Source organism: Neobacillus sp. KR4-4 (assembly GCF_042136325.1).
Classification (GTDB): Bacteria; Bacillota; Bacilli; order Bacillales; family Cytobacillaceae; genus Neobacillus.
In genome coordinates, this window is record NZ_JBHHJU010000011.1 from 78,735 (window position 1) to 104,503 (window position 25,769).

Below are 25,769 nucleotides of genomic sequence, written 5' to 3' on the forward strand. Positions count from 1 at the left end.
AAGTAAAGAAATAAAAGTGAAACTTATTCGTTTAGCGATTTTGGAAAATCTAAGTAAATACTCACACAGTGATTAGCAAAAATAAAATAGGGTAGAAAGCTAATTATGGTTAGGCTATAGTGGAATTATTATAATTGAGTTATTTTTTGTTGACTTTATAAACTGTAAATAATAAAATTACATTAATCTTCTTGAGGAGGAAGCATTGAAGTGAATAGTGATTTTACGATAGCCGTCCATAGTTTAATCTATCTAGCATATTTACCAGATCACATGGCTAGCAGTGAGTCAATCGCTGCCAATGTTTGTACAAATGCGGCACGGATTCGCAAGATCATGAGCTGTTTGCGCAATCATGGATTTGTTAGGACCAAAGAAGGTATAGGTGGTGGCTATATTCTCGACTGTGACTCACAAGAAGTTTCATTGGCAGATATTTATCGTACTGTTTCACGCGGAAGCCTAAAACCAAACTGGTGTACTGGTGACCCTGAGCAAAAATGTGTCATCTCGTCTAATACCCAGGTGGTAATGGACCAGATTTTCAATGATGCTGAATTGTATTTTGAAAAATATTTAGAGAATATTACACTTAGTACTGTTTTAGAAAAAATTAAACATTGTCCATGATTTAGTTTTTTCTTTTATTCATACTGTATATTAATTTATTACAGTATAATGAGATGTTGTTTATAAACTTTTTAAAAAAACCAAACTGTAACTTTTTTTATAACATTTAGGGGGTGCAGATGACAATGGCCGACAATTATCGTTTTGAAAATGGGGATTGGATACAGGGGGTATCCAGAGATGGAGAACTGATCCACGGGTATGTTGAAACCGTAGACACTACCGAAGGAATGTTACAAATAAATGTGGTTGATAGTGACAATGAAAAAGCGATTGGAAAATCGATTTGGATCGTAAATAAACGGGCTGAAAAGCTACCCGATACAACTGATAAAAATGAAAGTGAGCTTTTAGCTTTAATAGATTTGGCTTTACTATTTAAAGATGAGCAGTGGTTTAAGGAATTATCGGCGAAATTAGTATCTACTAAAAAAAATCATGAAGTGCCTATAAAAAAATCTGAATTTCTAATTAGTGGAAACCGAATGAGGAATTTTGATATAAAAAGGTAACTTTCATATGTTTTCCAGAGTGATCAATTAAGTTTTTTTTAAATAGGCTGTGTTAAAGCTTAATTGTTTATTTTGGCACCCTGTTGATTGGAGCGGAAGGCACGAAGACTCCTGCGGGAGGACGGGGCAGGGGAGACCCCGCAGAAGCGCAGCGACGAGGAGGCTCGCCGGACCACCCGCGGAAAGCGAAGTGCCTGGAGCGGAAATCAACAGGCAAGTTTAACAGAGCCTTAAAATATAAAAATTAAAATGGAGGAAAAAATAATGGCAATTTTACACGTAACAGATCAAACTTTTGCTGCAGAAATGAAAGAGGGATTGGTGTTAGTGGATTTTTGGGCTCCATGGTGCGGACCATGTAAAATGATTGCACCTGTGTTGGAGGAAATCGATTTTGAAATTAGTGATAAAGTTCGGATTCTAAAACTTAATGTGGATGAGAACCCAGAAACCACCAGATCATTTGGTGTTATGAGCATTCCAACGTTGATTCTTTTCAAAGACGGTGTTGAAGTTGATAAGGTTATTGGCTTCCAACCAAAAGAAGCATTAACAGAATTAATTTTAAAACACTCTTAATTGATAAAGCTCTTATCAAATACCTAAACTATAAGGTGAAGTTATAGAAAGGGTAAAGGTATTTTTTGCCTATATAACATAAATGAACATACAGGAGGAGTAAAGACATGATGAATGAAAAATATGCACCATTATTTGAGTCATTTACGATAGGAAAGGGGATTCACTTAAAAAACCGAATAGTCATGGCACCGATGACCAATTTCTCATCCAATCCTGACGACACAGTCTCAGATGCGGAAGTCAAGTATTATCAACGACGTTCCAATGGCGTTGGAATGGTCATTACAGCATGTACTTATGTAACCAGGAATGGTAAAGGATTTCATGGTGAATTTGCTGGAGACCGAGATGAAATGATCCCAAGTTTGAGTCGACTAGCATCAGCCATTAAAGAACAAGGTGCGAAAGCAATTTTGCAAATTTTCCATGGCGGCCGTCAGGTTCCACCTGAATTAGTGGATGGTGACGTGGTAAGTGCTAGTGCAGTTCCTTCAGAAGGGGAAGGAAAACCCGTTCCCCGCGCATTGACTGAAACAGAGGTCGAATCTATTATTCGCGATTTTGGAGAAACCACTCGACGTGCCATTGAAGCAGGTTATGATGGAGTTGAAATACATGGTGCCAATGGATATCTGATTCAGCAATTTTTCTCCCCTCATTCTAATTGTCGGGATGACCGATGGGGCGGCACGCTTGAAAAACGGTTAACTTTTCCGTTGGCGATTGTCGATGAAGTAAAGAGAGTGGTTGCTGAATATGCGAAGGAGCCCTTCTTGGTAGGCTATCGTTTTTCTCCGGAGGAACCTGAAACACCTGGAATCACGATGGCTGACACACTGGCACTAATAGATGCACTTGTAGAAAAAGACCTTGATTATCTTCATGTTTCATTGCTGGATTTCAGGTCAACCCCTAGACGAGGAGTGGAGGATACACGTTCACGTATTGAAATCATTCAGGAACGTGTAGGGAACCGAGTTCCAGTTATCGGTGTTGGTTCGATTTATACAGCTGATGATGCCTTAAACGCATTGGAAACGGGCGTCCCATTAATCGCATTGGGACGTGGACTGATCATTGATCCTGAGTGGGTGCAAAAAGTGGAACAAGGTAGAGAATCTGAAATTGTCACCAAAATAAACAAGAATCATCAGCACGAACTGGAAGTACCAGATCCCCTGTGGCAGGCAATTGTTCATACGCCAGGATGGTTTCCGGGAGTAGAATAAATCAGTTAAATACTTTTACAAGAAGGAAACCCTGAGGTTAGTCTAAAAAGTGGACACGTAAAAATGAGATTTAGTTTATAATACAATCATCATTTAGAAGGACGTGTTCACTTTGGGTAAACATTTTGATCAAGAGTATAAGGATTATGTTTCAAAGTTAGTTGTTGAGGAAGGCCGAAAAGCATCAGATGTTGCACGTGAGTTAGAAATTTCACCTAAGACGATAAGTGGATGGGTTTCATCTTATAGAAAGAAGAGTAATACCGGGAAGACTAATGAGACTTATATTACACCTACTGAGCTTGAAAAATTAAAAAAACAACATGAAAAAGAATTGGCAGAAGCAAGAGAGGAAATTGAAATCTTAAAAAAGGCCATGCACATCTTCACCAAAAACCAAGCGTAGTTTATACCTTTATTGAAGCCCACTCAAATGAACACGCTATATTGAAGATGTGCCATGTGTAAAAGGTATCAACGAGTGGCTACTATAAATGGTTGAATCAGAAATCAAGTGTCCCATCCGAAAAGGAAAAATATCGGTTAGAAATTCAGCAGAAAATTAGCAAGTCATTTCATGAGAGTTTTGGAACCTACGGAAGTCCCAGAGTACATGCCGATTTAATTGATTGGGGTTATACGATTTCGCAAAAAACAGTTGCTCGAATAATGAGGGAAATGGGCTTAAAAGCTACACAAAAAGAAAAGTTTGTGGTCACAACAGACTCGGATCATGATTTAAATATTTATCCTAATATACTCAATCGTCAATTTAATGTGGAAGAACCTAATCAAGCTTGGGTTACAGATATTACATATATTTGGACGAGTGAGGGATGGGTTTATTTGGCATCCGTTATGGATTTATTTTCAAGAAAGATAGTCGGTTGGAGTTTAGCAGACCATATGAAGAAAGAGTTAGCTGTACAAGCATTGAATAGGGCGATTATTCAAAGACAGCCTGGCAAGGAATTAATTCACCATTCAGACCGTGGGTCTCAGTATTGTTCTCATGACTATATTGATATTTTGAAAGAGAAAGAAATGAACATCAGTATGAGTAAAAAAGGTGATCCTTATGATAATGCTTGTATTGAGTCGTTTCATGCCACAATTAAAAAAGATTTAATTTACAGAAGACGATTTAAAACAAGGGTAGAGGCGATTAAGGCAGTAAATTATTATATTAGCAGCTTTTATAATGAAAGACGAAAACATTCAACATTAGGGAATTCCTCCCCGAACCAATTTGAAAGAAACCACTTGGTAAATGAATCCGAATTAGTTTCATAAAGGGGACATTTGGTATTAGAAATGGACAGTCATGTATTTCGACTGCCCATTTCTAATAGCGTACCAAACGAAGTGCGGTAGGGATTTTGGTTGCAATAATCTCAAATTTTATTGTCCACTTTCTTGACAGAAGACCAACCCCCTCTGATAATAGAAGGGAGTTTCCTTTTTGTTGGATTTGAGTAATCAGCAAAAGTGAAATAAGCGGAGATTTTCCGGTTAAATGTAAAATGGAGCTCGTTTCGGGGTAAATAAGCGGAGATTTTCCGATTAAGCAAAGAAAAATCTTCCCTTTTCACGTTTTTCGAGTAAATAGGCGGAATCTCTCCGTCTAATTAAGCCTTTTATAATAAAAATTACGAATTAGGCGGAATTTTTCCGTCTATTTATCAGCTGGGCTACTTAACCTGATCTCCCAACCGATAGGTGCGGAACATCTGATCCTAGATACGGGTATCAATAGCTTTTTTTCGTAATATAAAATTCATAGTAGTAGTCAAAAATGGGGGGGGCCGAACAGGCAGGATGTGTTGATGGGGGAGGAAAATAGATTCTCCTTTTTAGGTTTTCTCCTATTTAAACTCTATCTTCCTACTAGTAACAGGGGTGTCCTTGTATGCCTGTAAGATGCCGTGCTCCTCTATTTGGTCTTTTTTTACAGCCCGATAAGGCAGTTTTACTTCAAATTCACTTTTTAGAGGGGAGAAGGAGAGCGAAACCGTTTCTTGGTTTTTCCAATGAGCAACAATGGGTTTGTCCGTAACAAAAGGAAATAACTGTGGAAATCCATTTCTGAAAAAGGGATGTATCCTGTTATTATTTCCAGGTTCATTTAAACAAATATAAAGGGAAAGATAATCGCAAAATTTTAATAGATCTAAATGGTACATTAAAGTTTCATTCTTTTTCTCGTCTCCCACTATTTGCAATTCCTTTAATAGTTGCTCCTGTCTTTGCTTTTCTTCATTCCAAAATTCCCTGACTGTGGGTTCTGTTGCATCCTGAATGAATGATGAATAGTGTAAACTGCATAAAAGTCCAGCATACTGGCTCATCTTTTCAACTTCATTCAACCCCTTTTTATAAAAAGATATTTTAAGCATGATTGGGTAGTCGATAAAAGAGTACGGCTTTTCCGTTTTATCATTCCATACAGGAGACTTGTCCAGGTCTATCCAGCCTCTGTCATGTTCTTGGATTGCCAGTTGCACTTCTTGGGTTCGTGTAAGATCAAAATAATAATCATCTTTACAGTTTCGGGCGATTTCCCCTGCAATTTTGGCGTGATCATTCTGAGTTACCATAAAATAGCTTTGTTCTCTATCCATAATAATCATTTTCGATCATCCTTTCTTTGCAAAACTTCACCAGTTTGTATTTCTCTTGTTTTATATTTACCACTTTTCCGGCAAATTTAATCAATTGATCTTAGTATTTTAGGAAATGATCGTGCAGTAAAATCTGTTCCTCGGGCACTGGAATCAGCGGGGATATTGCTTGTATAGATAAACTAGCAAAACCAACATTACTATGTCTAAACGAGCACCAAAAGCGAATGGCAGCAGGCCAGTGTGCAGAAGGGGAACCTTTGTTAATAGAATGGCTGCGATCATAATACCAATTAAAGGTACCACTGCATATATAACAGCTTTATTAACCAATAATAAAATTCCGCAAACCATTTCAATTAAAATAACAAGCTTTAACATCATGTGGGGATAGGGCAGTCCTAATTCAAGAAAATGATTTGTTACTTCGGTACCCATTAATTTCATAAGTGCTGAGGTAATAAAAACATAGGAAACAGTCATTCTAATAAATTTATGAGTATTTAAAATAAAAATCCTCCCCTTTGTATATCTCTATGCAAGTTGAGGGACAGACCATTACAAAAAAAAAAACATTCAAGTCAATCGGGGGGCAGCTCCCAAGTGAACTAAAGCTTTAACGCACCTGGGGACAGAACCCTTTTTCCTGTGAAAATAATATATGAAAGGGGTTTTAAAAACAAAAGGACCATTTATTTAAATAGCCCTCTTGTGGAATCTATAAAATTTTTTAAAATTAATGTCGCAATCTATCAATGACAGTACATTCCCTTGCACCTCTGCGGATTAAATTACGTGCAGCTGCTAATGGAATTTCGACAAGAACTGCTTCGTCTGTGTCGTTTTCTACATCAAACACAGCAAATGCCTCTCCGTCTACAATCAAGATACAAATAAACTCTACTTCTACATCATTGGATCTTGGAACGCGAGTTTTAATTTCACAAGGCTTGACTCCTGCATTCAACAATGTCATAGCCTCTTGTCGTGATATACGAATGAACACGAATTCCTCGAATGCAACATTACCTGCTTCCACTTCAATTTCCACTAAAAGAAAAAAGCGATTTCTGATTTGTACAATACAATTTGCACCAATTGAAATAACGTCTTCTATACTCATATAATTTCACCTCCCTTACTACATTAAATGAAGAAGTAAAAGGAAGGTGTGGACAAATTATATTTAAAATTCATTTTATGTATATCTTTTTATGGCATATCGTTGGAAACATGCGCTTATATTCTTCGTCGATTTTGGTGGAAGTGCTAAGAGACATGGGTTCGTACCATGTCCCTGATTTTGTTATATCTAACTCGCTAGAATTTTTATGCTTTTTAGATCTTCCCTTTTAAAAGCAGAAAGCAATTGCACCAATTATGATTAATAAAATAAACAACACTATTATTATGATAAAATTTTCACACCCACGAACATTAACACAATAACCTTGAACAGGAGTCGCATATCCATAAGACATCTGAGGCTGGGGAATAGCATTAGAGCATCCACTTATTGTTGGGATTGCGTTAGTATACACTTAAACACTTCCTTTCGATGGTAAGGACAGTAACTAGGCGATTACCCTATATCATATACATTGAGATGAAATTGGAGCCCGTATTAATAAAATTTTTTATGCAAGTGTTGCCATAACCTAACCTGAGTTGGTTTGATTGTTATCGAAATAAATGTTCTCATGTCCCGGTTTTTCTATTAATATGGTCCGCTGTTGAAATTATCTTATTATATTAATTTTATAAAAAAATAATCTATATTCCAATAATTTTATCTTTTTTATGTTTATCATATGTGTTATATTAACTAGGTGAATTCTATCAATTCTGCATATGAGAATAATCTGACAAAAAAGGGGAGATTAAAATGAAAAAGTTTGGTTTATTTAGTTTGTTTTTAATCCTTACCATCTTTATCGCTGCTTGTGGAAGTAGTGACACAAAAAGCGGGAAAGAGGAAGCAGGTAAGGTGTATAAAGTTGGTGTAGATACGACGTATCCTCCATTTGAATTTAAAGAAGGAAACGAATATAAGGGTATCGATATTGAATTAATCAATGCTATTGCAAAAAATCAGGGCTTCAAAATTGAACTTTCTCCAATGGATTTTGGTGGAATCATTCCAGCAATGCAAGCTAATCAGCTAGATGTGGCTATTGCAGGTATGAGTATTACTGAAGAAAGAAAAAAAATAGTTGATTTCTCATCACCATATTTTGATGCAGGGTTAACATTAGTTGTGAAGAAAGATAATTCAACTATTAAATCCATCAATGACCTAAAAGGCAAAAAAGTTGCAGTTAAAAAAGGTACATCTGGTGCAAAATATGCACAAGACAATGCTTCAAAATTAGGAATTTCAGTTGTTCAATTTAATGATAGTCCTGCTATGTTCCAAGAGGTATCTAACGGAAATGCGGATGCACTTATTGAAGATTATCCTGTAATTTCTTATGCAATTGCCCAAAAAGATCTTGGCTTAAAAATTGTAGGTGATCGCTTGAACGGAGATCAATATGGAATTGCTGTTCTAAAAGGAAAAAATTCAGATCTTTTGAAAAAAATCAACGATGGTCTTGCTGAATTAAAGAAAGACGGAACCTATGATAAAATTATCAAAACTTATCTTGGTGAATAATTAATCTATAAGCAATAAGCGCGCTTAATGCGCGCTTTCTTTTTGAAAGGGGATGAAAAGATGGATATTATTTCTGCGGCGTTACCGATGTTATTCAAAGGTCTTCAAGTGACATTATATATATTTGTGATAGCTATTATTCTAGGTTTTATCATTGGTTTACTGGTCGCTTTATTGAGATTGGCACCGAATAAGATCTTAAATTGGATTGCAAAAGTTTATGTGGATGCAATTCGAGGTACGCCATTTATTGTACAATTGTTTTTTATCTATTTCGGCGTGAATTCTTTACAAATAATCTCCTTAAACAGCACGACTGCTGGGATCGTCACTGTTGCCATTAATGCAGGGGCATACTTTGCTGAGATTATCAGAGCAGGAATTCAATCGATAGATAAAGGACAAACTGAAGCGGCAAGATCGATTGGTTTTACAGGGGCACAAACGATGCGATATGTGGTTCTCCCACAAGCATTTAGAAGAATGCTTCCTACTATTACAAACCAGTCCATTATTAGTTTAAAAGATACTTCACTTTTATCTGTTATTGGGATCGCCGACTTAACACAGCAAGGGCAAATTCAAGCTTCGGCAACCTTCGAAGCATTTAAGATTTGGCTGGCTGTAGGTGTTATTTACTTTATCATTATTTATTTATTAACTATCTTAGCTAATTTCATCGAAAGGAGGATTCAGGTTCGATGAGTATAATTAAGGTTAAAAATTTGCAAAAATCGTTTGGTAAGGTAGAGGTTTTAAAGGATATTAATGCAGAGGTACAAGAAAAAGAAGTAGTTTGTGTGATTGGCCCATCGGGTTCAGGAAAGAGTACGTTCCTTCGCTGCTTAAATCGCCTTGAGGAAATATCAGGCGGGGAAGTAGTCATTAACGGACAAGATATCACAGACAACAAGATTAATATCAACAAGGTTAGACAAGAAGTGGGAATGGTTTTCCAGCAATTCAATCTCTTTCCTCATAAAACCGTTTTAGAAAACATCACGATGGGACCAATTAAAATTCGCTCAACCGAAAAATCTGCGGCGGATAAGTTAGCACTTGAACTACTCGAAAAAGTAGGGTTAAGAGAAAAAGCTAATAGTTATCCGGGTGAACTATCCGGGGGGCAAAAACAACGTGTTGCTATCGCTAGGGCACTTGCAATGAATCCTAAAATCATGCTTTTTGACGAGCCGACATCTGCACTTGACCCTGAAATGGTCGGAGATGTATTAGAAGTAATGAAACAGCTGGCTAAAGAAGGGATGACCATGGTGGTTGTTACTCATGAAATGGGCTTTGCTCGTGAAGTAGGAGACCGGGTCATATTCATGGACGGCGGCTATATTGTGGAAGAAAATGAACCAAATGAGTTATTCAGTAATCCAAAGCATGAACGTACCAAGGCGTTCTTAAGTAAAGTGTTATAGACAATCATTTACCCGGTAGTCAGTAGAAAAATACGAGCCATCAAGTACTAGTGGTTTTCAATCTAGTATTTGATGGCTTTTTTTGATGCAAGTTCTGGCTTGAAAAAATGGTATAATCTCACTAGGGTTATACAAATTGTGGGAGATAAATGCAATATAGTATTGTTTAGGGAGGGGAAAAGGTTGCCATTAGAAATTGTTCGTCATGATATTACTAAGATGAAGGTGGATGCGATTGTCAATGCTGCAAATACATCATTGAAAATGGGTGGGGGCGTTTGTGGTGCTATCTTTCGTGCAGCTGGTGTTTATGAGTTGCAAAAAGCTTGCGATCAAATGGGGGAATGCAAGGTTGGAGAAGCTGTATTGACGGACGGCTTTAACTTAGAAGCAAAATATATCATACATACTCCTGGACCGATTTGGCAAGGTGGTTCCAATCAAGAAGCCTTACGGTTAAAGAATTCTTACTATAACTCCTTGGAGTTGGCCAGGAACCATCAGTGTGAATCCATCGCATTCCCGTTGATATCGACAGGCATTTATGGTTACCCCAAGGAGGAAGCATTACAAATTGCGGTTTCTACGATTGGTTCATTTTTATTACAGCATGACATGCTCGTTTATCTAGTTGTTTTTGATAAGAGCTCTTTCGGTTTAAGCAAGAAACTATTTACATCGATTCATCAATATATTGATGAGCATTATGTGGAAGAAATAGAAAGCATGTTTACGCGTACTAGACAAGAACCTTATATATGGGAAAGCCAGCAAGAAATCGAGATTGATCAGCAGGATGTACATAAAGAAGCAGAGTATTCCTTAGTCAATCTATTGGACGAACTTGATGAATCTTTTTCCGAACGGCTGCTTCGTTTCATTGATGAAAAAGGTATGACAGATGTGGAAACATATAAACGAGCGAATATTGACCGGCGATTATTCTCCAAGATTCGGAATGAAAGTGATTATACTCCGAAAAAGAAAACCACGATTGCGTTTGCTGTTGCTTTAGAGTTAAACGTGGAGGAAACGATGGATCTTCTAGCCACTGCTGGTTATACTTTGTCACGGAGCAATAAATTTGATGTGATTATTGAGTACTTTATTCAACAGGCAAATTACAATATTCATGAAATCAATGAGGCCTTATTTGCTTTTGACCAGCCATTACTTGGCGCATAAAAATGTCGCTTTTAAAGCGACCATTTGGTTTTGAATATTTGTTATCCTTTGTTTATCACAAAGCGGAGGATGATAATCATGAAAAGAAATCTAACAGAATTAGTATTTATTTTGGATAAAAGCGGCTCCATGGCAGGTCTTGAAGCGGATACCATCGGCGGATATAATGCGATGCTGAAGAAACAGCAAAAGGCAGAGGGCGAAGCTATTGTAACAACTGTGTTGTTTGATCACGATTACGATTTATTACACGACCGAATCAATGTAAGGGGCATTTCTCCTATTACTGAAAAAGATTATGAAGTCGGCGGCACCACTGCGTTATTGGATGCGATTGGTTTATCGATACAAAAAATTGTGAATGTACAAAAGAGAACCAGAGAGGATGAACGTGCCGAAAAAGTACTCTTCGTGATTACCACGGATGGGATGGAAAATGCCAGTCGTGAATTCACAGCGGACAAAATCAAAAAAATGGTTCAGCTCCAAAAAGAGAAATTTGGGTGGGAGTTCTTATTCTTGGGTGCCAATATCGATGCCATTTCAACAGCTGCGCGATTTGGTATCGATGAGGACTTCGCTGTTGAATACCACGCGGACGGTGAAGGAACGCAATTAAATTATGAAGCGGTAAATGAAGCTGTGGTTAACCTTCGCAGTGGCAAAAAGATTGATCGAAGCTGGAAAAAAGACATTGAAAGGGATTATAATCGTCGTTCGAGGAATGTTTAATTTACTTTAAAGTTTAGACACCTTCTGTGATGACAGAGGTGTCTTTTTTTCTTCCATAATCACTTTCCGTGATGTAAATCACAATTTTTGATTTTAATTTACACTATAATGATAGGAGAAATTACTTTACATAAGAAAAAGAGGGAATAAATGATGACAATTGTATTGGAACAGGATAAAGTGAATGAGTTAGTTGACCGTTTTTATGATAAGCTGCTAAAAGATTCCTACTACATTAACATGTTTAATGAAAGAAACACGGATATCGAATTATTGAAGGAGCGGCAAAGAGTATTTATCAACCGACTAGTTGCGGGGGAATCTGATCAGGAACAAGGGAAGCAAGTCTCACAAGTGAAAGAACGACACCCATTTCAAATCGCTCCAGATAGAGCAGCAATCTGGTTTGGTAAATTGAAAGAGACGATGGATGAAATGGACATGGATGATAGTGTAAAAAAACAACTGACTGAAAAAGTCGATTTTTTGTTGAATAAGATTATTAAGTGAGTCCCGATTTATTCAATGTAATAAATGTATGTTTAAGTCCTTGTTAATTTAACAAGGGCTTTTTTTAGCTGTGTGGATAGAAAATAGTCTTTGGTACCTGACACCATTATATTTGTCTTGTATGAGATTCTCAGGAAAATTTTGGTTGATTTTTCAGGTGGATATAAGCTAAAATTTAAATAAACCGGACGGTCGTTTTTGAATGTTTCACATATTATAAATAAATAATTATTAATTATAAAGGCGGAGATAAAATGCCCCCAATAGTCTCTGATGATTATAAAGAGAAAAAGAAAAAAGAAATCTTATCAAGTGCGTTTGTTTGCTTTGCGAAGAAAGGTTTCGAAGTTGCTACGATTAATGATATCGTGGAACATTCCGGTATCAGCAAAGGTGCGATTTATAATTACTTTCAAAGTAAAGATGAAATTTATCTTGAATTAATGAGTACAGAAACGAGTCAAACTTACGATGAACTGAATCAGGAAATATCTAAAAAGACATCAGCTATAGAAAAATTAAACTACTTGTTCGAAATATACTTAGACCTAAATCCTTTTATCGAAGAAAATAAAGCACGTTTTTCAGTTCACTTAGAGTTCAAGCTTCACTCTTCAAGGAACAAAGAATTAAAGGAACGTTTACGCAATCGCAGGCAAACATATTTTATTTCACAGGTCACTGATATTCTTAGAGACGGGCAAAAGTCTAGTGAAATAAAACAAGATGTGAATCCCGAAATATTTGCTGATCTTTTTTGGTCGATGGTTGATGGAGTGGTCTCACAGACAATAGTATACGAAGATTATCCCTACCATGAGGTATTAAAAGAAATAAAAAAAATGTATATCCTAAGGGTAAAAAGAAATATCTGAGCAATAAGGCAAGCCCCTCTAATCGGCTTGTTTTTTTGCACGTATGAATTGTTGATAATTTCAGGAACAAATAAAGAATCATTGAACCATTAAATAAACCGAACGGTCGTTTTTTATATTTTTTGTGTGAGAGGATGAAATAAATATGAGAATGTATGATTACCAAACTATGATGGGAATTAAACAACAGGAAGTGGAAAAAAACGCCAAGTCTGCATGGATGTATGTTAATAACACTCCAAAACAGCAAGATGAAAGCATGTATGGCAAAAAATCTTTAAGGAAGAGATTGGAGAATTTTTTAGGATTATCGAATTAAAGAATAGGTTATCGCAAGATACAACTGAATAAATGGTGAAAAAGCTCCTGTTGCTTCAAAAAATTAAGCATAGACACCATCCAATTCAATGGATGGTGTCTATTTTTTAAAAATTTTATAAAAGTTTAAGGATAACGAACTGAATTAAAGTTAAAAACGTTAAAATAGTAAAATTATAGAAACTGAATTTGATTAAATACCTTTTGCTTTCGGTTGGATTTGCCTGTATAAATAGTTTGTAAGAAATTACACTGGCCAATGAGGCAACAATTGTCCCGAGTCCGCCAATATTCACTCCTAATAATAAAGGTTTCCAATCAGTTGTGAATTCTGCCAATAGAATGGAGGCTGGAACATTACTGATAAACTGGCTTAAAAAAATTGAACTAAAATAGACGGACGTAGTATCTTTTAAACTTGTATTGGCAAATGCTTGTAATGTATTTGAATTGGATATATTTCCAATAAAGATAAAAAAGCAGATAAACGTTAACAAAAGTAGATAATCAATCTTTATCAATAATTTTACATTTAATATGATCACGGTTATCAAAGTTAGCACGAAGGCGACTTGGTAACTGACCACTCCAAAAATTGAAGCAACGATAATTGCTAGAACCAATCCCCAGACTGCTAGCTTTTTCCAATCGTCTATTGGCACTGGATTTAGAACAACTTTTAATTCTCTATATTGCATTCTTTTTATAAGGAATAAAAGAGAACTAATTCCAAGGACAGCCATGAATAGAACCGTCGAAAAAAATGGAACTGGCCGGATTCCATAATGCGAATAGATGAACAGATTTTGCGGATTACCCATTGGAGTTAAACTACTACCAATGTTTGCTGCAATGGTTTGAAAAATTATCGTCTCCATCATGGGCATCTGGGTTTTCCTACTGACCACAAGTGTCAAGGGTACAAATGTAAGCAGCGCCACATCGTTTGTGACAAACATTGAGCTAAAAAAACATAACAATATCAGAATTGCTGAAACAGAGCGGCTGTTATTACATTTATTAATAACAGCAATTGCGAATTTGTCTAGGAATCTTAATTCTTCTAACGCCTTAATGGTTAGCATCAAGCTAAATAAAATAACTAACACTTGAAAATTGATATACTCCAGTTTTGGAGGATAAATTAAACAGCTTGTCGCAGCTAATACAAGAGAAACTGTAAAAACAATGTCTTTTTTTAGAAAAGCAAATTTCAACTTGAGTCTTTTGTTTTCTTGAATTAATACAGATTCTTTCACAGGGCACCACCGGTAGTTAATAGAATACAACTATATGATTCTACCATGCCCATTCATAGTTGGAAATAAGAAAATACCAAAGGAATATATCTTTAAATACCTGTTTAGTGGGAACAACAAAGAAGTGCCTGACACCTTCAAATGAATGGTGTCAGGCACTATCTAGTTTTTAGTATGATTATTTAAACCTATTAACTTTGCTTTGCTTTCATATAAACCTCTTCGAAGGGCTGAATTACGACAAAGCCTTCACCTTCGAACTTCATTTGAATAGACTCTCCGCTTCCTCTGCCAAAGAATGTTTTCAAACTAATATCGGTTTGAAATTTAGGTTGAAGATTGCCAGACCACGCAACCGTTGCGTTTGGATCGGTAATCACAGGATTTCCAGGTGATACCCTTAAGGTGAGTGGTTCATAATGGGCAGTAAAAGCGATCAATCCACTTCCTTCACATCGAACATTAAATAAGCCTCCTGCCATCATCCCTGCAATTTTCTTCATTAATTTTATTTCCCATTTAATTCTTGGTTCAAATGCAAGTAAATCATTCCCATTAATGTAAATAGATTCGTTTTGCAAATTTAGAATAATAATTTTCTTACCGCTATCGGCTAGATATAATTTCCCCTTTCCATTGGCCTTCATTAACGAAGCACCTTCTCCGGTGAGCGCCTTTTTGAACGCGGTTCCTAGTCCGTGTTCTAGCATTCCTTCGCGGACAAATTTAATTTCCCCTTGGTAAGAAACCATCGATCCCGCTTTGGCCCAAACTTGACCATCTAGATTTACTTCCAACATCCGAGGAGTCTCTAATTCAAAAAGACCCTGTCCCTTATCAACCTGCTCCGATTGTTTGATAAATTCTTCAATTGAGTATCTGTCCACTGCTCCCACATCCTTCCCTCTCTATAACGACGAGTTCTATTCTATTATGTTTCATATATATATTGAAGAAAATGAAATTTTATCCTTTTGATCTTCCATGAGCGCGCCTGGAATTTCAAAATATGGAAAAACACAAACTAAAATGAATAAAAACATTGTAGACAACTAAATAATATTTATATTCAGTGAGAAAGTGCTAATATTTCAAGCGTCGTGTTCCATCTCTTTCTCCTGATACAGGAAAACCTTATATTTAAGTTATTAAAGATATCTATGACAAATGTCGTAAAGGAGTAATGATAATGGAAAATGAAAATCAGTATGTTGCAGCTTCACTATCACCCAATTTAATAAATGAAATTCAATCACTAGAGGAAAAGCTAAGTGAGCAAGCACATAAAAAAGTAGTGGTTATCGCATACGAAAATGATAATAATTAGTTAGGTGGATATCTTCAGGAGAAATAGGATACTATTTCTTTTTTATAAGTCGGAATCAACTATTCGCAATAAAAAGTAAAAACCTTCATAAATTTTGAAGGTTTTTCTTTATCTTAGTCCTTGTTTAATGAAGATGATCACTTAAGATACAAATCAGTTGGATATGCACCACTAAAACAAGCGATACAACGGCGGCTAGTATCTGCCAGATCTACATCGACAGCCTCTAATAATCCCTCGGTGCTTAAAAAGGCTAATGAGTCTGCTCCAATCACACTTCCCATTGCACGTTCATGCTCATGTTTGTTAGCAAAAAGTTCTTCTTTGGTTGGCATATCCACTCCATAAAAACAAGGATTTTTTACCATTGGGGAACTAATTCGTACATGGACCTCTTTTGCACCTGCTTGACGAATCAATTGAACAATTCGCTTGCTTGTCGTTCCACGTACAATCGAATCATCAACAAGCACGACCCGTTTATCTTCGAGAATTTCACGAACAGCACTTAATTTTAAACGAACGGCCAAATCGCGTAATTCTTGGGTTGGTTCAATAAATGAACGACCGGCATAAGGATTTTTGATGATTCCCATTTCATATGGAATTCCTGATTGTTGGGCAAAACCCATGGCTGCAGGGACACTTGATTCTGGAACAGCAACAACAACATCAGCAGGTGTAGGATGTTCTTTTGCTAAAATTTGGCCTAATTCTTTTCGAATGGATAAAACACTTCTTCCATGAATCACACTATCTGGACGAGCAAAGTAAACAAATTCAAAGGAGCAAAGAGAAACGTCACCTTTTGCAGCAAATCTACCTGTTTTAATTCCCGTCTCGTCAACAAGAAGCCATTCTCCCGGTTCAACATCTCTCCAGAACTTAGCATCAACCGCATTAAGTCCACAAGTTTCTGAAGACACGACAATGGATTCACCAATTTTTCCGAGGCTAAGGGGACGTAAGCCATGACGATCTAGGGCAATCAGCATTTGTTTATCTGTCATGATCAGCAATGCAAAGGAACCGTCAATCCGCTTAAGAACATCCGGTCCTGCCTCATCAAAATATTGTTTACTGGAACGCGCTATTAAATGAGCGATAATCTCAGTATCAGTGGTTGTCTGAAAAATGGCACCCTGTTGCTGGAGAACCTTCCGCTCAACATTGGCATTTACTAAATTCCCGTTATGGGCAACGGCCAAATTGCCCGCACTGTACTTAAATACAAGAGGTTGTGCGTTTTGTAGTAAACTTGCACCAGAAGTAGAATATCGTACATGACCGATGGCCATATTCCCACTTAGTCCATCAAGGATCTCACGCGAAAATACTTGGGTAACTAATCCCATTCCCCTGTGATGCCTGAATGATTTTCCATCACTAGCTACAATTCCTGCACTCTCCTGCCCGCGGTGTTGAAGTGCATGAAGTCCATAATATGTTAAATGGGCTGCTTGAGGGTGATTAAACACTCCAAATACACCGCATTTCTCCTTCATTTCTGAATCCATATGTGTATTCCTCCCGTTAATTTCATTTCATTATTTTTGGCGAAAGCAGAATTTTTATCCTTTTGATTGTCTTGTTGAAATTGTATTAGCTTTGTAAATAAAAGAAGTTTTTTCGATTAAAAAAGTATTTGAGTGCATTTCAGGAAAACCTAACATTATGAAAAGTTTAAAAAAGGATGAAGGAGGAAAAAGCTTTGACAGTCATTAAACCCTGCTCAACGATTGGTATCTTAGGGGGTGGCCAGCTAGGAAGAATGATTTCAATTGCTGGCAAAAATATGGGATATCGCTTCATTACGTTGGATCCGACACCTAACTCACCATGTGGACAAGTGGCAGATCTTCAAATCACAGCTCCCTATACTGAGCTCAAAGCAGTTAAAGAACTTGCCGATTCCTCAGATGTGATTACTTATGAATTTGAAAATGTAGATTCTACTATAACATCTATTTTAGAAACTACATCCTTTGTACCTCAAGGAAGCGAACTGCTCAAAATAACCCAAAATCGTATCCTGGAAAAATCTACCTTAAAGTCCTTTGATGTGAAAGTAGCACCTTTCTTTGTCATAAGTTCGGAAAATGACTTTGAAACGGCAATAGATCCTATGGGATTCCCTTACATAATGAAAACAGCTACAGGGGGTTACGATGGGAAAGGGCAATGGGTTATAAAAAGCAGGGAGGACATTCCCATTGCGATCGAGGCTTGGAAAAATGCAGGGATGGACATGATCATCGAGCAATTTATCCCGTTCTGTAAGGAATTATCCGTGATTGTTGCGCGAAATATCCAAGGTCAAACTAAGACTTTCCCGGCAGCTGAAAATATCCATATTAATAATATCCTGCATCAGTCCCTCGTTCCTGCAAGAATTAGCGATGAGCAAAGAATTCAAGCGGAAACGGAAGCATTAAAAATAGCAGACTCCTTACAAGTAGTTGGATTAATTGCGATCGAAATGTTCCTTACGAATGATGGTGAAATTATCGTAAATGAGTTAGCACCAAGACCTCATAATTCCGGGCATTATTCCATGGATGCATGTATTACTTCTCAATTTGAGCAGCATATTCGGGCAATATGCGGACTGCCTTTAGGAGATACTACTCTTTTAAGCCCGATTATCATGGTTAATATTTTAGGTCAGCATGTAAATAAAGTGCTAGATAAAATTGAGCAGTTACCACCAACAGCCAAACTACATTTATACGGCAAAAAGGAAAGCGACGAAAATAGGAAAATGGGTCACATTAATTTTTTAGGTTCAAATCTCGAGCAAATAGACAAGCAAATTAAGGATCTTGGAATTTGGTCATAAGGGAACGTGGATTAGAGTCGTTCTGCTAAAAACATAACCAACGAGTGAAAAGAGTGAAAAAATAATGGAAAAATTAGAACAGCTTTACGAAGGAAAAGCAAAAAAAGTATACAAAACATCAGAACCAGGAAAGTATTGGATTGAATATAAAGATGATGCCACTGCCTTCAATGGCGAGAAAAAAGGACAAATTGCAGGAAAAGGAACTTTAAATAATGAAATAAGTGCCATTTTCTTAAGTTTGTTAAAAGAACAAGGCGTGGAAAATCATTTTATTAAAAAGATTTCATTAACAGAGCAGATTGTTCAGCAAGTAGAGATTATCCCGATTGAGGTTGTCGTTCGAAATATTGCGGCGGGCTCCCTTGCAAAAAGACTGGGATGGGAGGAAGGGAAGGAACTGCCGGGAGCCATTGTGGAATTTTACTATAAGAATGATGAATTGGGAGACCCTTTGATTAACAATGATCATATTGCCATTCTTGGACTCGCATCAGAGATAGAAATGGTTGAACTTCGAAAACAAGCCCTAAAAATCAATGAGATTTTAAAAGAGTTTCTTTTAAACAAAGATATTATCTTAGTTGATTTTAAATTAGAGTTTGGAAAAACCCCAGCTGGCACTATTATCTTAGCGGATGAAATCTCACCGGATACGTGCCGCTTTTGGGATACCCATTCAAAGGAAAAGTTAGATAAAGACCGGTTTAGGCGGGATTTAGGAAACGTTGAGGAAGCCTATCAAGAAATACAACGGAGAATTGGGGGTAATGTCAATGTTTAAAGCAACAGTATATGTAACCTTAAGAGAAAGTGTATTAGATCCACAAGGGAATGCCGTTCATGAGTCGTTGCATTCTCTTGGATATGATGAAGTTGGGGATGTACGAATAGGGAAATACATGGAGCTTGAAATTAAAAGCGATGATCAAAAGGCGGCAGAAGAACGAGTAAAGGATATGTGTGAGAAACTGTTAGCCAATACCGTAATTGAAGACTTTCGGTTTGATCTTACCAAGCAGGAAGGATAGGAGGGGAATAGGATGAACTTTGCTGTACTGGTTTTTCCTGGTTCAAATTGTGATGTAGACATGTATAAAGCAGTGTTAGATACGATTGAACAGTCTGTCGAATATGTATGGCATCTTGAAACGGACCTATCAAAATATGATGCAATTCTTGTTCCAGGGGGCTTCTCCTATGGGGATTATTTGCGTCCAGGGGCTGTTGCGAGCTTGTCTCCTGTTATGGAGCAGGTGAAAATAGCTGCTGAAGAAGGGAAATTGATTCTTGGTGTCTGTAATGGGTTTCAAATTCTAACTGAAGCTAATCTTTTGCCAGGTGCTTTACGAAGAAATCAACGGTTAAAATTTCATTGTGACTTCATTGATTTAGTAGTAGAAAACAACCAAACCCCGTTCACATTAGACTATCAAGAAGGCGAAACGATACGTATTCCGATTGCCCATGGTGATGGTAATTATTATTGTGATCAAGAGACATTGGATGAATTAGAAAAGAACAATCAAATCGTATTCAGGTATAAAGGGACGAATCCAAATGGGTCGATTTCTGAGATTGCAGGGGTCATCAATGAGAGAGGAAATGTTTTAGGATTAATGCCCCACCCGGAACGTGCGGTTCATAAATGGCTGGGAACAGATGACGGAAAACGTATGTTTTCATCTATTTTAAGTTACTGGAGGAAACAATATGGTACAGCATAAAGAACCAACTCCTGAGCAAATTGTCCAGCAGAAGGTCTATCGGGAAATGGGATTAACCGATGAAGAATTTGATAAAGTAATTGAAATCCTTGGGCGGAAACCCAATTATACGGAAACTGGCATATTTAGTGTCATGTGGTCCGAACATTGCAGCTATAAAAATTCGAAGGTAGTTCTCAAACGTTTTCCGATATCCGGCCCGCACGTCTTACAAGGCCCTGGAGAAGGAGCAGGTATTGTTGATATAGGTGATAATCAAGCAGTGGTGTTTAAAATTGAAAGCCACAATCATCCTTCCGCCATTGAGCCTTATCAAGGTGCTGCAACAGGAGTTGGCGGGATTATTCGTGACGTGTTTTCCATGGGTGCCCGTCCGATCGCTTTATTGAATTCGCTGCGTTTTGGCGAACTTAATAATCCAAAAACGAAATATATCTTTGAAAATGTGGTCGCGGGTATTGCCGGATATGGTAACTGTATGGGCATTCCAACGGTTGGCGGGGAAATCTACTTTGATGCTTCCTATGAAGGGAATCCCCTTGTAAATGCCATGTGTGTTGGTTTAATCAACCATGATGAAATTCAAAAAGGCGTCGCAAAAGGAATTGGTAATCCCGTCATTTATGTTGGAGCGGCTACCGGCAGGGATGGAATTCACGGAGCTACCTTCGCTTCAGAAGAATTGAGTGAAAATTCGGAAGCGAAACGTCCAGCCGTCCAAGTGGGCGATCCTTTTATGGAAAAATTACTGCTTGAGGCTACTCTTGAATTGATCGCCTCTGGTCATGTGGTTGGGATACAAGATATGGGTGCGGCAGGGTTAACCAGCTCCAGTTCTGAGATGGCCAGTAAAGCGGGAAATGGAGTTGAATTGGATCTTGATCTTGTTCCACAGCGAGAAAAAGGAATGAGTGCCTACGAAATGATGCTCTCCGAGTCACAAGAAAGAATGCTGGTTGTGGCGAAAAAAGGAAAAGAAGGAGAAGTAAAAAAGATTTTTGATAAATGGGGACTCCACTCTTCTGTAATCGGTAAAGTGACTGATGATAACCAACTCCGTTTACTTCACAAGGGAGAAATCGTGGCGGAAATCCCCGCGGACAAGCTTGCAGAAGATGCGCCAGTGTATTGTAAGCCATCGAAAGAGGCGCCGTATTACGAACAATATTCATCCATAGACATAACTGCATCCATCGAAGAGCCAACGGATTATAATTCTGTTCTGCAGAAGCTTCTAGCATCGCCTACGATTGCCAGCAAAGAGTGGGTATATCAACAGTATGACTATATGGTAAGAACAAATACCGCTGTCATACCTGGATCGGATGCGGCTGTCGTGGCTATTCGTGGAACACGGAAAGCCCTGGCGATGACAACGGATTGCAACGGAAGGTATGTTTATCTTGATCCGTTTGTTGGAGGAGCAATAGCAGTAGCAGAAGCGGCCCGCAATGTGGTTTGTTCGGGTGCTGAGCCTTTAGCGATTACTGATAACTTGAACTTTGGAAGTCCGGAAAAGCCGGAAATCTTCTGGCAGTTTGAAAAGGCAGCGGATGGAATTAGTGAAGCATGCCGTCAACTCAATACTCCTGTTATTGGTGGGAATGTCAGCTTATATAATGAGACAAAAGGAGAAGCTATTTTTCCAACACCAACCATTGGCATGGTAGGGCTAATTAGGGACATTGAACATATTACAACTCAAGAATTTAAAAAAGACGGAGATTTAATTTTTTTAATTGGGGAAACCAAAGCAGAAATAGGCGGGTCGGAATACCAAAAAATAATGACTGGTAAGATTGAAGGGCGCCCGCCGCAGTTAAACCTTGATTTGGAGAAGAAGATACAAGCTTTTACCCTAAAAATGATTCAAGAAGGATTGGTGCAGTCAGCTCATGATACAGCGGAAGGCGGTTTAGCAGTTGCTTTAGCAGAAAGTTGTATAAGTGGGAAGATAGGTGCCGAAATTCAAATAACCGAAGACCTGCGAACAGATTTTAGCCTTTTTAGTGAATCTCAATCTCGAATCATTCTTTCCGTTTCTCCGGAAAATGCAGAGAAGATTAAGAAAATGGCAAAACAGCAGGAGGTGCCACTAAAAGAAATCGGTCATGTGAAAGGCCAGGAACTTTCAATTTCACATAATGGTAATACCGTTATTTCTATGCCGATTACTAAATTGGCAGAAGCCTGGCGGAATGCTATACCTACCATTATGAGTTCGGGATTATTAAAAAAGCTTAATATGCAGGAAATCTCTGCAAATTTACCGTAAAGGAGAGAAAAGGAATGAGTGATGCTTACCGCCATGCTGGGGTCAATATTGATGCGGGAAATGAAGCCGTTGAACGAATGAAAAAACATGTAAAAAAAACATTCAGGCCAGAGGTTTTAACGGGATTAGGAGGATTTGGGGCCCTTTTTAAACCAAATTTGTCGAATATAGAAGAGCCTGTTTTTGTTTCTGGTACGGATGGAGTAGGGACCAAATTGAAAATTGCTTTTGCCATGAACAAGCATGATACCATTGGCATCGATGCCGTTGCCATGTGTGTGAATGACGTCATTGTCCAAGGGGCCGAGCCACTTTTTTTTCTAGATTATTTAGCCTGCGGTAAGATTATCCCGGAAAAAATTGAAGCCATCGTTAAAGGAATTGCAGATGGCTGTGTACAGGCGGGATGTTCACTAATTGGCGGGGAAACTGCCGAGATGCCGGGAATGTACCAGGATGAGGAATATGATATTGCAGGCTTTACGGTTGGTATGGTGGATCAAAAACATGTCATTGATGGATCAAAAGTAAAAGAAGGCCAGGCGCTTATTGGGTTAGCTTCAAGCGGAGTACATAGTAATGGGTTTTCACTTGTCCGCAAGGTTCTATTGGAGGATGCTAAGCTCTCATTAGGTGATTATGTAGAGGAATTGGGGACTGAATTGGGAAAAGTGTTGCTTGAACCCACCAAAATTTATGTGAAATCGGTCCTTTCAACGATACGGAAATTTAATGTCACTGGAATGGTGCATGTAACAGGCGGGGGTTTTTATGATAACATTCCACGAATTTTACCCAAAGGTTTACAGGCTGAAATTAGGGATGGATCATGGAAGGTTCCGGAGATTTTTACCTTTATCCAAGAAAAAGGTAAAATTTCTGATTATGATATGTTCCGAACTTTTAATATGGGAATAGGGATGATTTTAGTGGTCGATACTGCGGACTCTCGGGGCGTATTGGATCACTTGGAAACGTTGGGTGAAAATGCGTTTGTAATCGGTACAGTGCAAAAAGGAAACGAAGACGTCGTATTCAAGAAGGAGTAAGTATGAAGATTGCCGTTTTTGCTTCTGGTACGGGTTCTAATTTTGCTGCGATTATAGAATCCATAAAATCAAAAAAAATCAATAACGTTGAAGTGGTTTTACTGGTCAGTGACCGTCCTGACGCTCTTGCAGTCCGCACCGCTATTAATGAATCAATCCCGGTTTTTACTTTTACAGCAAAAGATTATCCGAATAAACAAGCCTATGAAGAAGAGATCCTTGAAAAGGTAACTCAACTGGAGGTGGATTTTATCGTGCTGGCTGGATATATGAGACTGTTAGGTCATGTTTTACTTCATGCATTCGATCAGAAAATTATCAATGTCCACCCGTCTTTATTACCAGCTTTCGCAGGGAAGGATGCCATTGGACAAGCACTCGATTATGGTGTAAAGGTAACCGGAGTCACGGTCCATTTTGTGGACGAAGGAATGGATACAGGACCGATTATCGACCAGCGTGCCGTAACAATTGATCCGAAAGAAACCAGGGAAACATTGATAAAAAAAATTCAGGAGCAGGAGCACAAATTATTACCAGAAGTGATCCAAAGACTGGCGAATAAGGAGGCTGTAAAATGATAGGGACCTTGATAACAGGCATAAGCCATTTTAAACACTAGGAGGTAAGACGAAATGAAGGTGTTAGTGATAGGGGGAGGCGGCCGTGAGCATGCGATAGTTTGGAAACTGTCACAAAGTCCTAAAGTTACGCAAATTTATTGTGCGCCGGGCAACCCTGGGATTGGAGAGTTAGCGGAATGTGTTTCCATTGCTGTTTCAGACATTCAGAAATTAGCGGATTTTGCACAAAAAGAACAAATTGATCTTACATTTGTAGGACCAGAAGAGCCGCTCTCATTGGGTATTGTTAATTATTTTAAAGAACAGGGTTTAGCGGTATATGGACCTTCAAAGGAAGCGGCATTAATTGAGGGAAGTAAGGCGTTCGCTAAAGATTTAATGATGAAGTATCAGATTCCTACTGCTAAATATGCTTCTTTTACTAACTATGAGGATGCACTCGCTTTTGTCCGCGGCGAAGGGGCACCAATCGTAATAAAAGCAGATGGCTTAGCTGCAGGAAAAGGTGTCGTTGTGGCAAAAACACTGGAAGAAGCGGAAGAAGCACTTCAAAGTATGATGAAAGAAGTATCCTTTGGCTCGGCGGGAGCGAGGGTGGTTGTTGAGGAATTTTTAGAAGGAGAAGAATTGACCCTGCTCGCTTTTGTGAATCGGACTACTGTAAAAGCGATGGTTCCGGCACAGGACCATAAGCCGGTAAATGATGGCGACAAGGGACCTAACACTGGTGGAATGGGAACGTATGCGCCATTACCACATATTGATTCATCAATGGTAGAGCGGATTATTCATGAAATAGTCCAACCAACGGCAAAAGCTATGGTAGAGGAAGGTTCCCCATTTGAGGGAATCCTCTATACTGGTTTAATGCTGACAAAATCAGGTCCAAAAGTCATTGAATATAATGCACGCTTTGGCGATCCGGAAACACAGGTAGTTCTTCCATTGCTTGAAACAGATTTACTTGATATTTTACTGGCAAGTCTCACCGGAGAATTAGAGAATGTAGAAGTGAAATGGAAAGACCAGTCTGCGGTTTGCGTGATTATTTCTTCTGCTGGCTATCCGGGAGCATACGAAAAAGGTCAAGTGATCAAAGGATTGGAACATATAACTTATCCGACTATAGCCTTCCATGCTGGCACTACCTCAAAGGATGGAGAAATTCTAACAAATGGCGGCCGAGTCCTGGGGATCACTGCCATTGGCGACCATTTGCAGGAAGCGAGAGATTTGGCCTACCAATCCGTAGAAAAGGTATCTTTTATAGGTGCTCATTACCGAACAGATATAGGATCTAAGGCATTTCGTTGACTATTAATATCTGTTTTTAAAGAGGTTCATCAAGGAAGATGAGCCAATATAGGAAAGCCTGCTTATAAACAGGCTTTTTTGTCTTTAAATAAAATTCTTTCACATCTGTATCTTT

30 protein-coding genes and 1 pseudogene are annotated in these 25,769 nt (G+C 38.1%); 24 read left to right on the plus strand and 7 right to left on the minus strand.

Annotated features, from left to right (window positions below; translation table 11 throughout):
• Positions 1-210 precede the first annotated feature (210 nt).
• The 7 genes and pseudogenes from ACE198_RS13225 to ACE198_RS13255 all read left to right on the plus strand — a co-directional run.
• Positions 211-630: an RrF2 family transcriptional regulator gene (locus tag ACE198_RS13225; protein WP_375375855.1), complete on the plus strand. Its 420-nt coding sequence runs from the start codon at positions 211-213 to the stop codon at positions 628-630.
• A gap of 119 nt (positions 631-749) precedes the next feature.
• Complete coding sequence (locus ACE198_RS13230; protein ID WP_375375856.1) at positions 750-1,142, plus strand: IDEAL domain-containing protein; 393 nt, start codon at positions 750-752, stop codon at positions 1,140-1,142.
• Positions 1,143-1,225: 83 nt separating this feature from the next.
• Complete coding sequence (locus tag ACE198_RS13235) at positions 1,226-1,390, plus strand: hypothetical protein (RefSeq protein ID WP_375375857.1); 165 nt, start codon at positions 1,226-1,228, stop codon at positions 1,388-1,390.
• A gap of 16 nt (positions 1,391-1,406) precedes the next feature.
• Positions 1,407-1,721, plus strand: coding sequence for a thioredoxin (gene trxA / locus ACE198_RS13240; protein WP_375375858.1), 315 nt, complete (start codon positions 1,407-1,409; stop codon positions 1,719-1,721).
• A gap of 107 nt (positions 1,722-1,828) precedes the next feature.
• Positions 1,829-2,953, plus strand: coding sequence for an NADH-dependent flavin oxidoreductase (locus ACE198_RS13245; RefSeq protein WP_375375859.1), 1,125 nt, complete (start codon positions 1,829-1,831; stop codon positions 2,951-2,953).
• A 112-nt stretch (positions 2,954-3,065) separates the two neighbouring features.
• The gene (locus tag ACE198_RS13250; RefSeq protein ID WP_375375860.1) at positions 3,066-3,359 is read left to right on the plus strand and encodes a transposase; all 294 of its coding nucleotides are present in this window, start codon (positions 3,066-3,068) and stop codon (positions 3,357-3,359) included.
• A gap of 74 nt (positions 3,360-3,433) precedes the next feature.
• Positions 3,434-4,246 (plus strand): annotated as a pseudogene (locus ACE198_RS13255) (IS3 family transposase); the annotation flags it as partial.
• A 572-nt stretch (positions 4,247-4,818) separates the two neighbouring features.
• On the opposite strand, the gene ACE198_RS13260 reads toward ACE198_RS13255, so the two are convergent.
• From ACE198_RS13260 to ACE198_RS13275, 4 genes are all read right to left on the minus strand, one after another.
• Positions 4,819-5,583: a DUF3891 family protein gene (locus tag ACE198_RS13260; RefSeq protein ID WP_375375861.1), complete on the minus strand. Its 765-nt coding sequence runs from the start codon at positions 5,581-5,583 to the stop codon at positions 4,819-4,821.
• 144 nt (positions 5,584-5,727) lie between these two features.
• Entirely contained in the window at positions 5,728-6,057 is a 330-nt protein-coding gene (locus tag ACE198_RS13265; RefSeq protein ID WP_375375862.1) for a DoxX family protein, read from the minus strand.
• A 253-nt stretch (positions 6,058-6,310) separates the two neighbouring features.
• Positions 6,311-6,697 carry a hypothetical protein gene (locus ACE198_RS13270; protein ID WP_283874003.1) on the minus strand — a complete coding sequence of 129 codons (387 nt, stop codon included), beginning with the start codon at positions 6,695-6,697 and terminating at the stop codon, positions 6,311-6,313.
• 229 nt (positions 6,698-6,926) lie between these two features.
• A complete protein-coding gene (locus ACE198_RS13275) occupies positions 6,927-7,055 on the minus strand; it encodes a YjcZ family sporulation protein (protein WP_375375923.1) in 129 nt (42 codons plus the stop codon).
• A 404-nt stretch (positions 7,056-7,459) separates the two neighbouring features.
• On the opposite strand from ACE198_RS13275, the gene ACE198_RS13280 reads away from it, so the two are divergent.
• The 8 genes from ACE198_RS13280 (at position 7,460) to ACE198_RS13315 (ending at position 13,281) form a co-directional block, all read left to right on the plus strand.
• Positions 7,460-8,230 (plus strand): transporter substrate-binding domain-containing protein, encoded by a 771-nt coding sequence (locus tag ACE198_RS13280; protein ID WP_375375863.1) that lies wholly within the window; start codon positions 7,460-7,462, stop codon positions 8,228-8,230.
• A gap of 60 nt (positions 8,231-8,290) precedes the next feature.
• Complete coding sequence (locus ACE198_RS13285; protein WP_251458601.1) at positions 8,291-8,935, plus strand: amino acid ABC transporter permease; 645 nt, start codon at positions 8,291-8,293, stop codon at positions 8,933-8,935.
• Entirely contained in the window at positions 8,932-9,660 is a 729-nt protein-coding gene (locus tag ACE198_RS13290; protein WP_375375864.1) for an amino acid ABC transporter ATP-binding protein, read from the plus strand. Before ACE198_RS13285 ends, ACE198_RS13290 begins: the two co-directional genes overlap by 4 nt.
• A 183-nt stretch (positions 9,661-9,843) precedes the next feature.
• The gene (locus tag ACE198_RS13295) at positions 9,844-10,845 is read left to right on the plus strand and encodes a macro domain-containing protein (protein ID WP_375375865.1); all 1,002 of its coding nucleotides are present in this window, start codon (positions 9,844-9,846) and stop codon (positions 10,843-10,845) included.
• Positions 10,846-10,923: 78 nt separating this feature from the next.
• On the plus strand, positions 10,924-11,577 hold the full coding sequence (locus ACE198_RS13300) for a vWA domain-containing protein (RefSeq protein WP_375375866.1): 654 nt from the start codon (positions 10,924-10,926) through the stop codon (positions 11,575-11,577).
• Between the two features lie 150 nt (positions 11,578-11,727).
• Positions 11,728-12,087: a protoglobin domain-containing protein gene (locus tag ACE198_RS13305; protein WP_375375867.1), complete on the plus strand. Its 360-nt coding sequence runs from the start codon at positions 11,728-11,730 to the stop codon at positions 12,085-12,087.
• A 254-nt stretch (positions 12,088-12,341) separates the two neighbouring features.
• A complete protein-coding gene (locus tag ACE198_RS13310) occupies positions 12,342-12,962 on the plus strand; it encodes a TetR/AcrR family transcriptional regulator (RefSeq protein ID WP_375375868.1) in 621 nt (206 codons plus the stop codon).
• A 145-nt stretch (positions 12,963-13,107) separates the two neighbouring features.
• The gene (locus ACE198_RS13315; protein WP_375375869.1) at positions 13,108-13,281 is read left to right on the plus strand and encodes a hypothetical protein; all 174 of its coding nucleotides are present in this window, start codon (positions 13,108-13,110) and stop codon (positions 13,279-13,281) included.
• A gap of 115 nt (positions 13,282-13,396) precedes the next feature.
• Here ACE198_RS13315 and ACE198_RS13320 read toward each other — a convergent pair whose 3' ends face one another.
• Complete coding sequence (locus ACE198_RS13320; RefSeq protein WP_375375870.1) at positions 13,397-14,539, minus strand: SLC13 family permease; 1,143 nt, start codon at positions 14,537-14,539, stop codon at positions 13,397-13,399.
• A 191-nt stretch (positions 14,540-14,730) separates the two neighbouring features.
• Positions 14,731-15,426 (minus strand): AIM24 family protein, encoded by a 696-nt coding sequence (locus ACE198_RS13325; protein ID WP_375375871.1) that lies wholly within the window; start codon positions 15,424-15,426, stop codon positions 14,731-14,733.
• A gap of 302 nt (positions 15,427-15,728) precedes the next feature.
• On the opposite strand from ACE198_RS13325, the gene ACE198_RS13330 reads away from it, so the two are divergent.
• The gene (locus ACE198_RS13330; RefSeq protein ID WP_180229983.1) at positions 15,729-15,866 is read left to right on the plus strand and encodes a hypothetical protein; all 138 of its coding nucleotides are present in this window, start codon (positions 15,729-15,731) and stop codon (positions 15,864-15,866) included.
• 137 nt (positions 15,867-16,003) lie between these two features.
• On the opposite strand, the gene purF is transcribed toward ACE198_RS13330, so the two are convergent.
• The gene (gene purF, locus ACE198_RS13335) at positions 16,004-17,383 is read right to left on the minus strand and encodes an amidophosphoribosyltransferase (protein WP_375375872.1); all 1,380 of its coding nucleotides are present in this window, start codon (positions 17,381-17,383) and stop codon (positions 16,004-16,006) included.
• A gap of 176 nt (positions 17,384-17,559) precedes the next feature.
• Here purF and purK point away from each other — a divergent pair, with 176 nt between their 5' ends.
• The 8 genes from purK (at position 17,560) to purD (ending at position 25,654) form a co-directional block, all read left to right on the plus strand.
• Positions 17,560-18,705 (plus strand): 5-(carboxyamino)imidazole ribonucleotide synthase, encoded by a 1,146-nt coding sequence (gene purK / locus ACE198_RS13340; RefSeq protein ID WP_375375873.1) that lies wholly within the window; start codon positions 17,560-17,562, stop codon positions 18,703-18,705.
• A gap of 64 nt (positions 18,706-18,769) precedes the next feature.
• Positions 18,770-19,489 carry a phosphoribosylaminoimidazolesuccinocarboxamide synthase gene (purC, locus tag ACE198_RS13345; protein WP_375375874.1) on the plus strand — a complete coding sequence of 240 codons (720 nt, stop codon included), beginning with the start codon at positions 18,770-18,772 and terminating at the stop codon, positions 19,487-19,489.
• Positions 19,482-19,736: a phosphoribosylformylglycinamidine synthase subunit PurS gene (gene purS / locus ACE198_RS13350; RefSeq protein WP_251458660.1), complete on the plus strand. Its 255-nt coding sequence runs from the start codon at positions 19,482-19,484 to the stop codon at positions 19,734-19,736. The genes purC and purS overlap by 8 nt, the downstream gene beginning before the upstream one ends.
• A gap of 12 nt (positions 19,737-19,748) precedes the next feature.
• Positions 19,749-20,432: a phosphoribosylformylglycinamidine synthase subunit PurQ gene (gene purQ / locus ACE198_RS13355; protein WP_251458663.1), complete on the plus strand. Its 684-nt coding sequence runs from the start codon at positions 19,749-19,751 to the stop codon at positions 20,430-20,432.
• A complete protein-coding gene (gene purL, locus ACE198_RS13360; protein ID WP_251458666.1) occupies positions 20,419-22,707 on the plus strand; it encodes a phosphoribosylformylglycinamidine synthase subunit PurL in 2,289 nt (762 codons plus the stop codon). Before purQ ends, purL begins: the two co-directional genes overlap by 14 nt.
• A gap of 14 nt (positions 22,708-22,721) precedes the next feature.
• On the plus strand, positions 22,722-23,756 hold the full coding sequence (gene purM / locus ACE198_RS13365) for a phosphoribosylformylglycinamidine cyclo-ligase (RefSeq protein WP_375375875.1): 1,035 nt from the start codon (positions 22,722-22,724) through the stop codon (positions 23,754-23,756).
• A 2-nt stretch (positions 23,757-23,758) separates the two neighbouring features.
• Positions 23,759-24,337, plus strand: coding sequence for a phosphoribosylglycinamide formyltransferase (gene purN, locus ACE198_RS13370; RefSeq protein WP_375375876.1), 579 nt, complete (start codon positions 23,759-23,761; stop codon positions 24,335-24,337).
• A gap of 54 nt (positions 24,338-24,391) precedes the next feature.
• Positions 24,392-25,654 carry a phosphoribosylamine--glycine ligase gene (gene purD / locus ACE198_RS13375; RefSeq protein WP_375375877.1) on the plus strand — a complete coding sequence of 421 codons (1,263 nt, stop codon included), beginning with the start codon at positions 24,392-24,394 and terminating at the stop codon, positions 25,652-25,654.
• The last annotated feature ends 115 nt before the right edge of the window (positions 25,655-25,769 follow it).

Bases quoted from the DNA above. Each gene is read 5' to 3' on its own strand.
- ACE198_RS13230 (WP_375375856.1), top strand. From the start codon at position 750: ATGACAATGGCCGACAATTATCGTTTTGAAAATGGGGATTGGATACAG.
- trxA (WP_375375858.1), top strand. From the start codon at position 1,407: ATGGCAATTTTACACGTAACAGATCAAACTTTTGCTGCAGAAATGAAA.
- ACE198_RS13245 (WP_375375859.1), top strand. From the start codon at position 1,829: ATGATGAATGAAAAATATGCACCATTATTTGAGTCATTTACGATAGGA.
- ACE198_RS13260 (WP_375375861.1), bottom strand. From the start codon at position 5,583: ATGATTATTATGGATAGAGAACAAAGCTATTTTATGGTAACTCAGAAT.
- ACE198_RS13265 (WP_375375862.1), bottom strand. From the start codon at position 6,057: ATGACTGTTTCCTATGTTTTTATTACCTCAGCACTTATGAAATTAATG.
- ACE198_RS13270 (WP_283874003.1), bottom strand. From the start codon at position 6,697: ATGAGTATAGAAGACGTTATTTCAATTGGTGCAAATTGTATTGTACAA.
- ACE198_RS13275 (WP_375375923.1), bottom strand. From the start codon at position 7,055: ATGTCTTATGGATATGCGACTCCTGTTCAAGGTTATTGTGTTAATGTT.
- ACE198_RS13280 (WP_375375863.1), top strand. From the start codon at position 7,460: ATGAAAAAGTTTGGTTTATTTAGTTTGTTTTTAATCCTTACCATCTTT.
- ACE198_RS13285 (WP_251458601.1), top strand. From the start codon at position 8,291: ATGGATATTATTTCTGCGGCGTTACCGATGTTATTCAAAGGTCTTCAA.
- ACE198_RS13290 (WP_375375864.1), top strand. From the start codon at position 8,932: ATGAGTATAATTAAGGTTAAAAATTTGCAAAAATCGTTTGGTAAGGTA.
- ACE198_RS13300 (WP_375375866.1), top strand. From the start codon at position 10,924: ATGAAAAGAAATCTAACAGAATTAGTATTTATTTTGGATAAAAGCGGC.
- ACE198_RS13305 (WP_375375867.1), top strand. From the start codon at position 11,728: ATGATGACAATTGTATTGGAACAGGATAAAGTGAATGAGTTAGTTGAC.
- ACE198_RS13310 (WP_375375868.1), top strand. From the start codon at position 12,342: ATGCCCCCAATAGTCTCTGATGATTATAAAGAGAAAAAGAAAAAAGAA.
- ACE198_RS13315 (WP_375375869.1), top strand. From the start codon at position 13,108: ATGAGAATGTATGATTACCAAACTATGATGGGAATTAAACAACAGGAA.
- ACE198_RS13330 (WP_180229983.1), top strand. From the start codon at position 15,729: ATGGAAAATGAAAATCAGTATGTTGCAGCTTCACTATCACCCAATTTA.
- purF (WP_375375872.1), bottom strand. From the start codon at position 17,383: ATGGATTCAGAAATGAAGGAGAAATGCGGTGTATTTGGAGTGTTTAAT.
- purK (WP_375375873.1), top strand. From the start codon at position 17,560: ATGAAGGAGGAAAAAGCTTTGACAGTCATTAAACCCTGCTCAACGATT.
- purC (WP_375375874.1), top strand. From the start codon at position 18,770: ATGGAAAAATTAGAACAGCTTTACGAAGGAAAAGCAAAAAAAGTATAC.
- purS (WP_251458660.1), top strand. From the start codon at position 19,482: ATGTTTAAAGCAACAGTATATGTAACCTTAAGAGAAAGTGTATTAGAT.
- purQ (WP_251458663.1), top strand. From the start codon at position 19,749: ATGAACTTTGCTGTACTGGTTTTTCCTGGTTCAAATTGTGATGTAGAC.
- purL (WP_251458666.1), top strand. From the start codon at position 20,419: ATGGTACAGCATAAAGAACCAACTCCTGAGCAAATTGTCCAGCAGAAG.
- purM (WP_375375875.1), top strand. From the start codon at position 22,722: ATGAGTGATGCTTACCGCCATGCTGGGGTCAATATTGATGCGGGAAAT.
- purN (WP_375375876.1), top strand. From the start codon at position 23,759: ATGAAGATTGCCGTTTTTGCTTCTGGTACGGGTTCTAATTTTGCTGCG.
- purD (WP_375375877.1), top strand. From the start codon at position 24,392: ATGAAGGTGTTAGTGATAGGGGGAGGCGGCCGTGAGCATGCGATAGTT.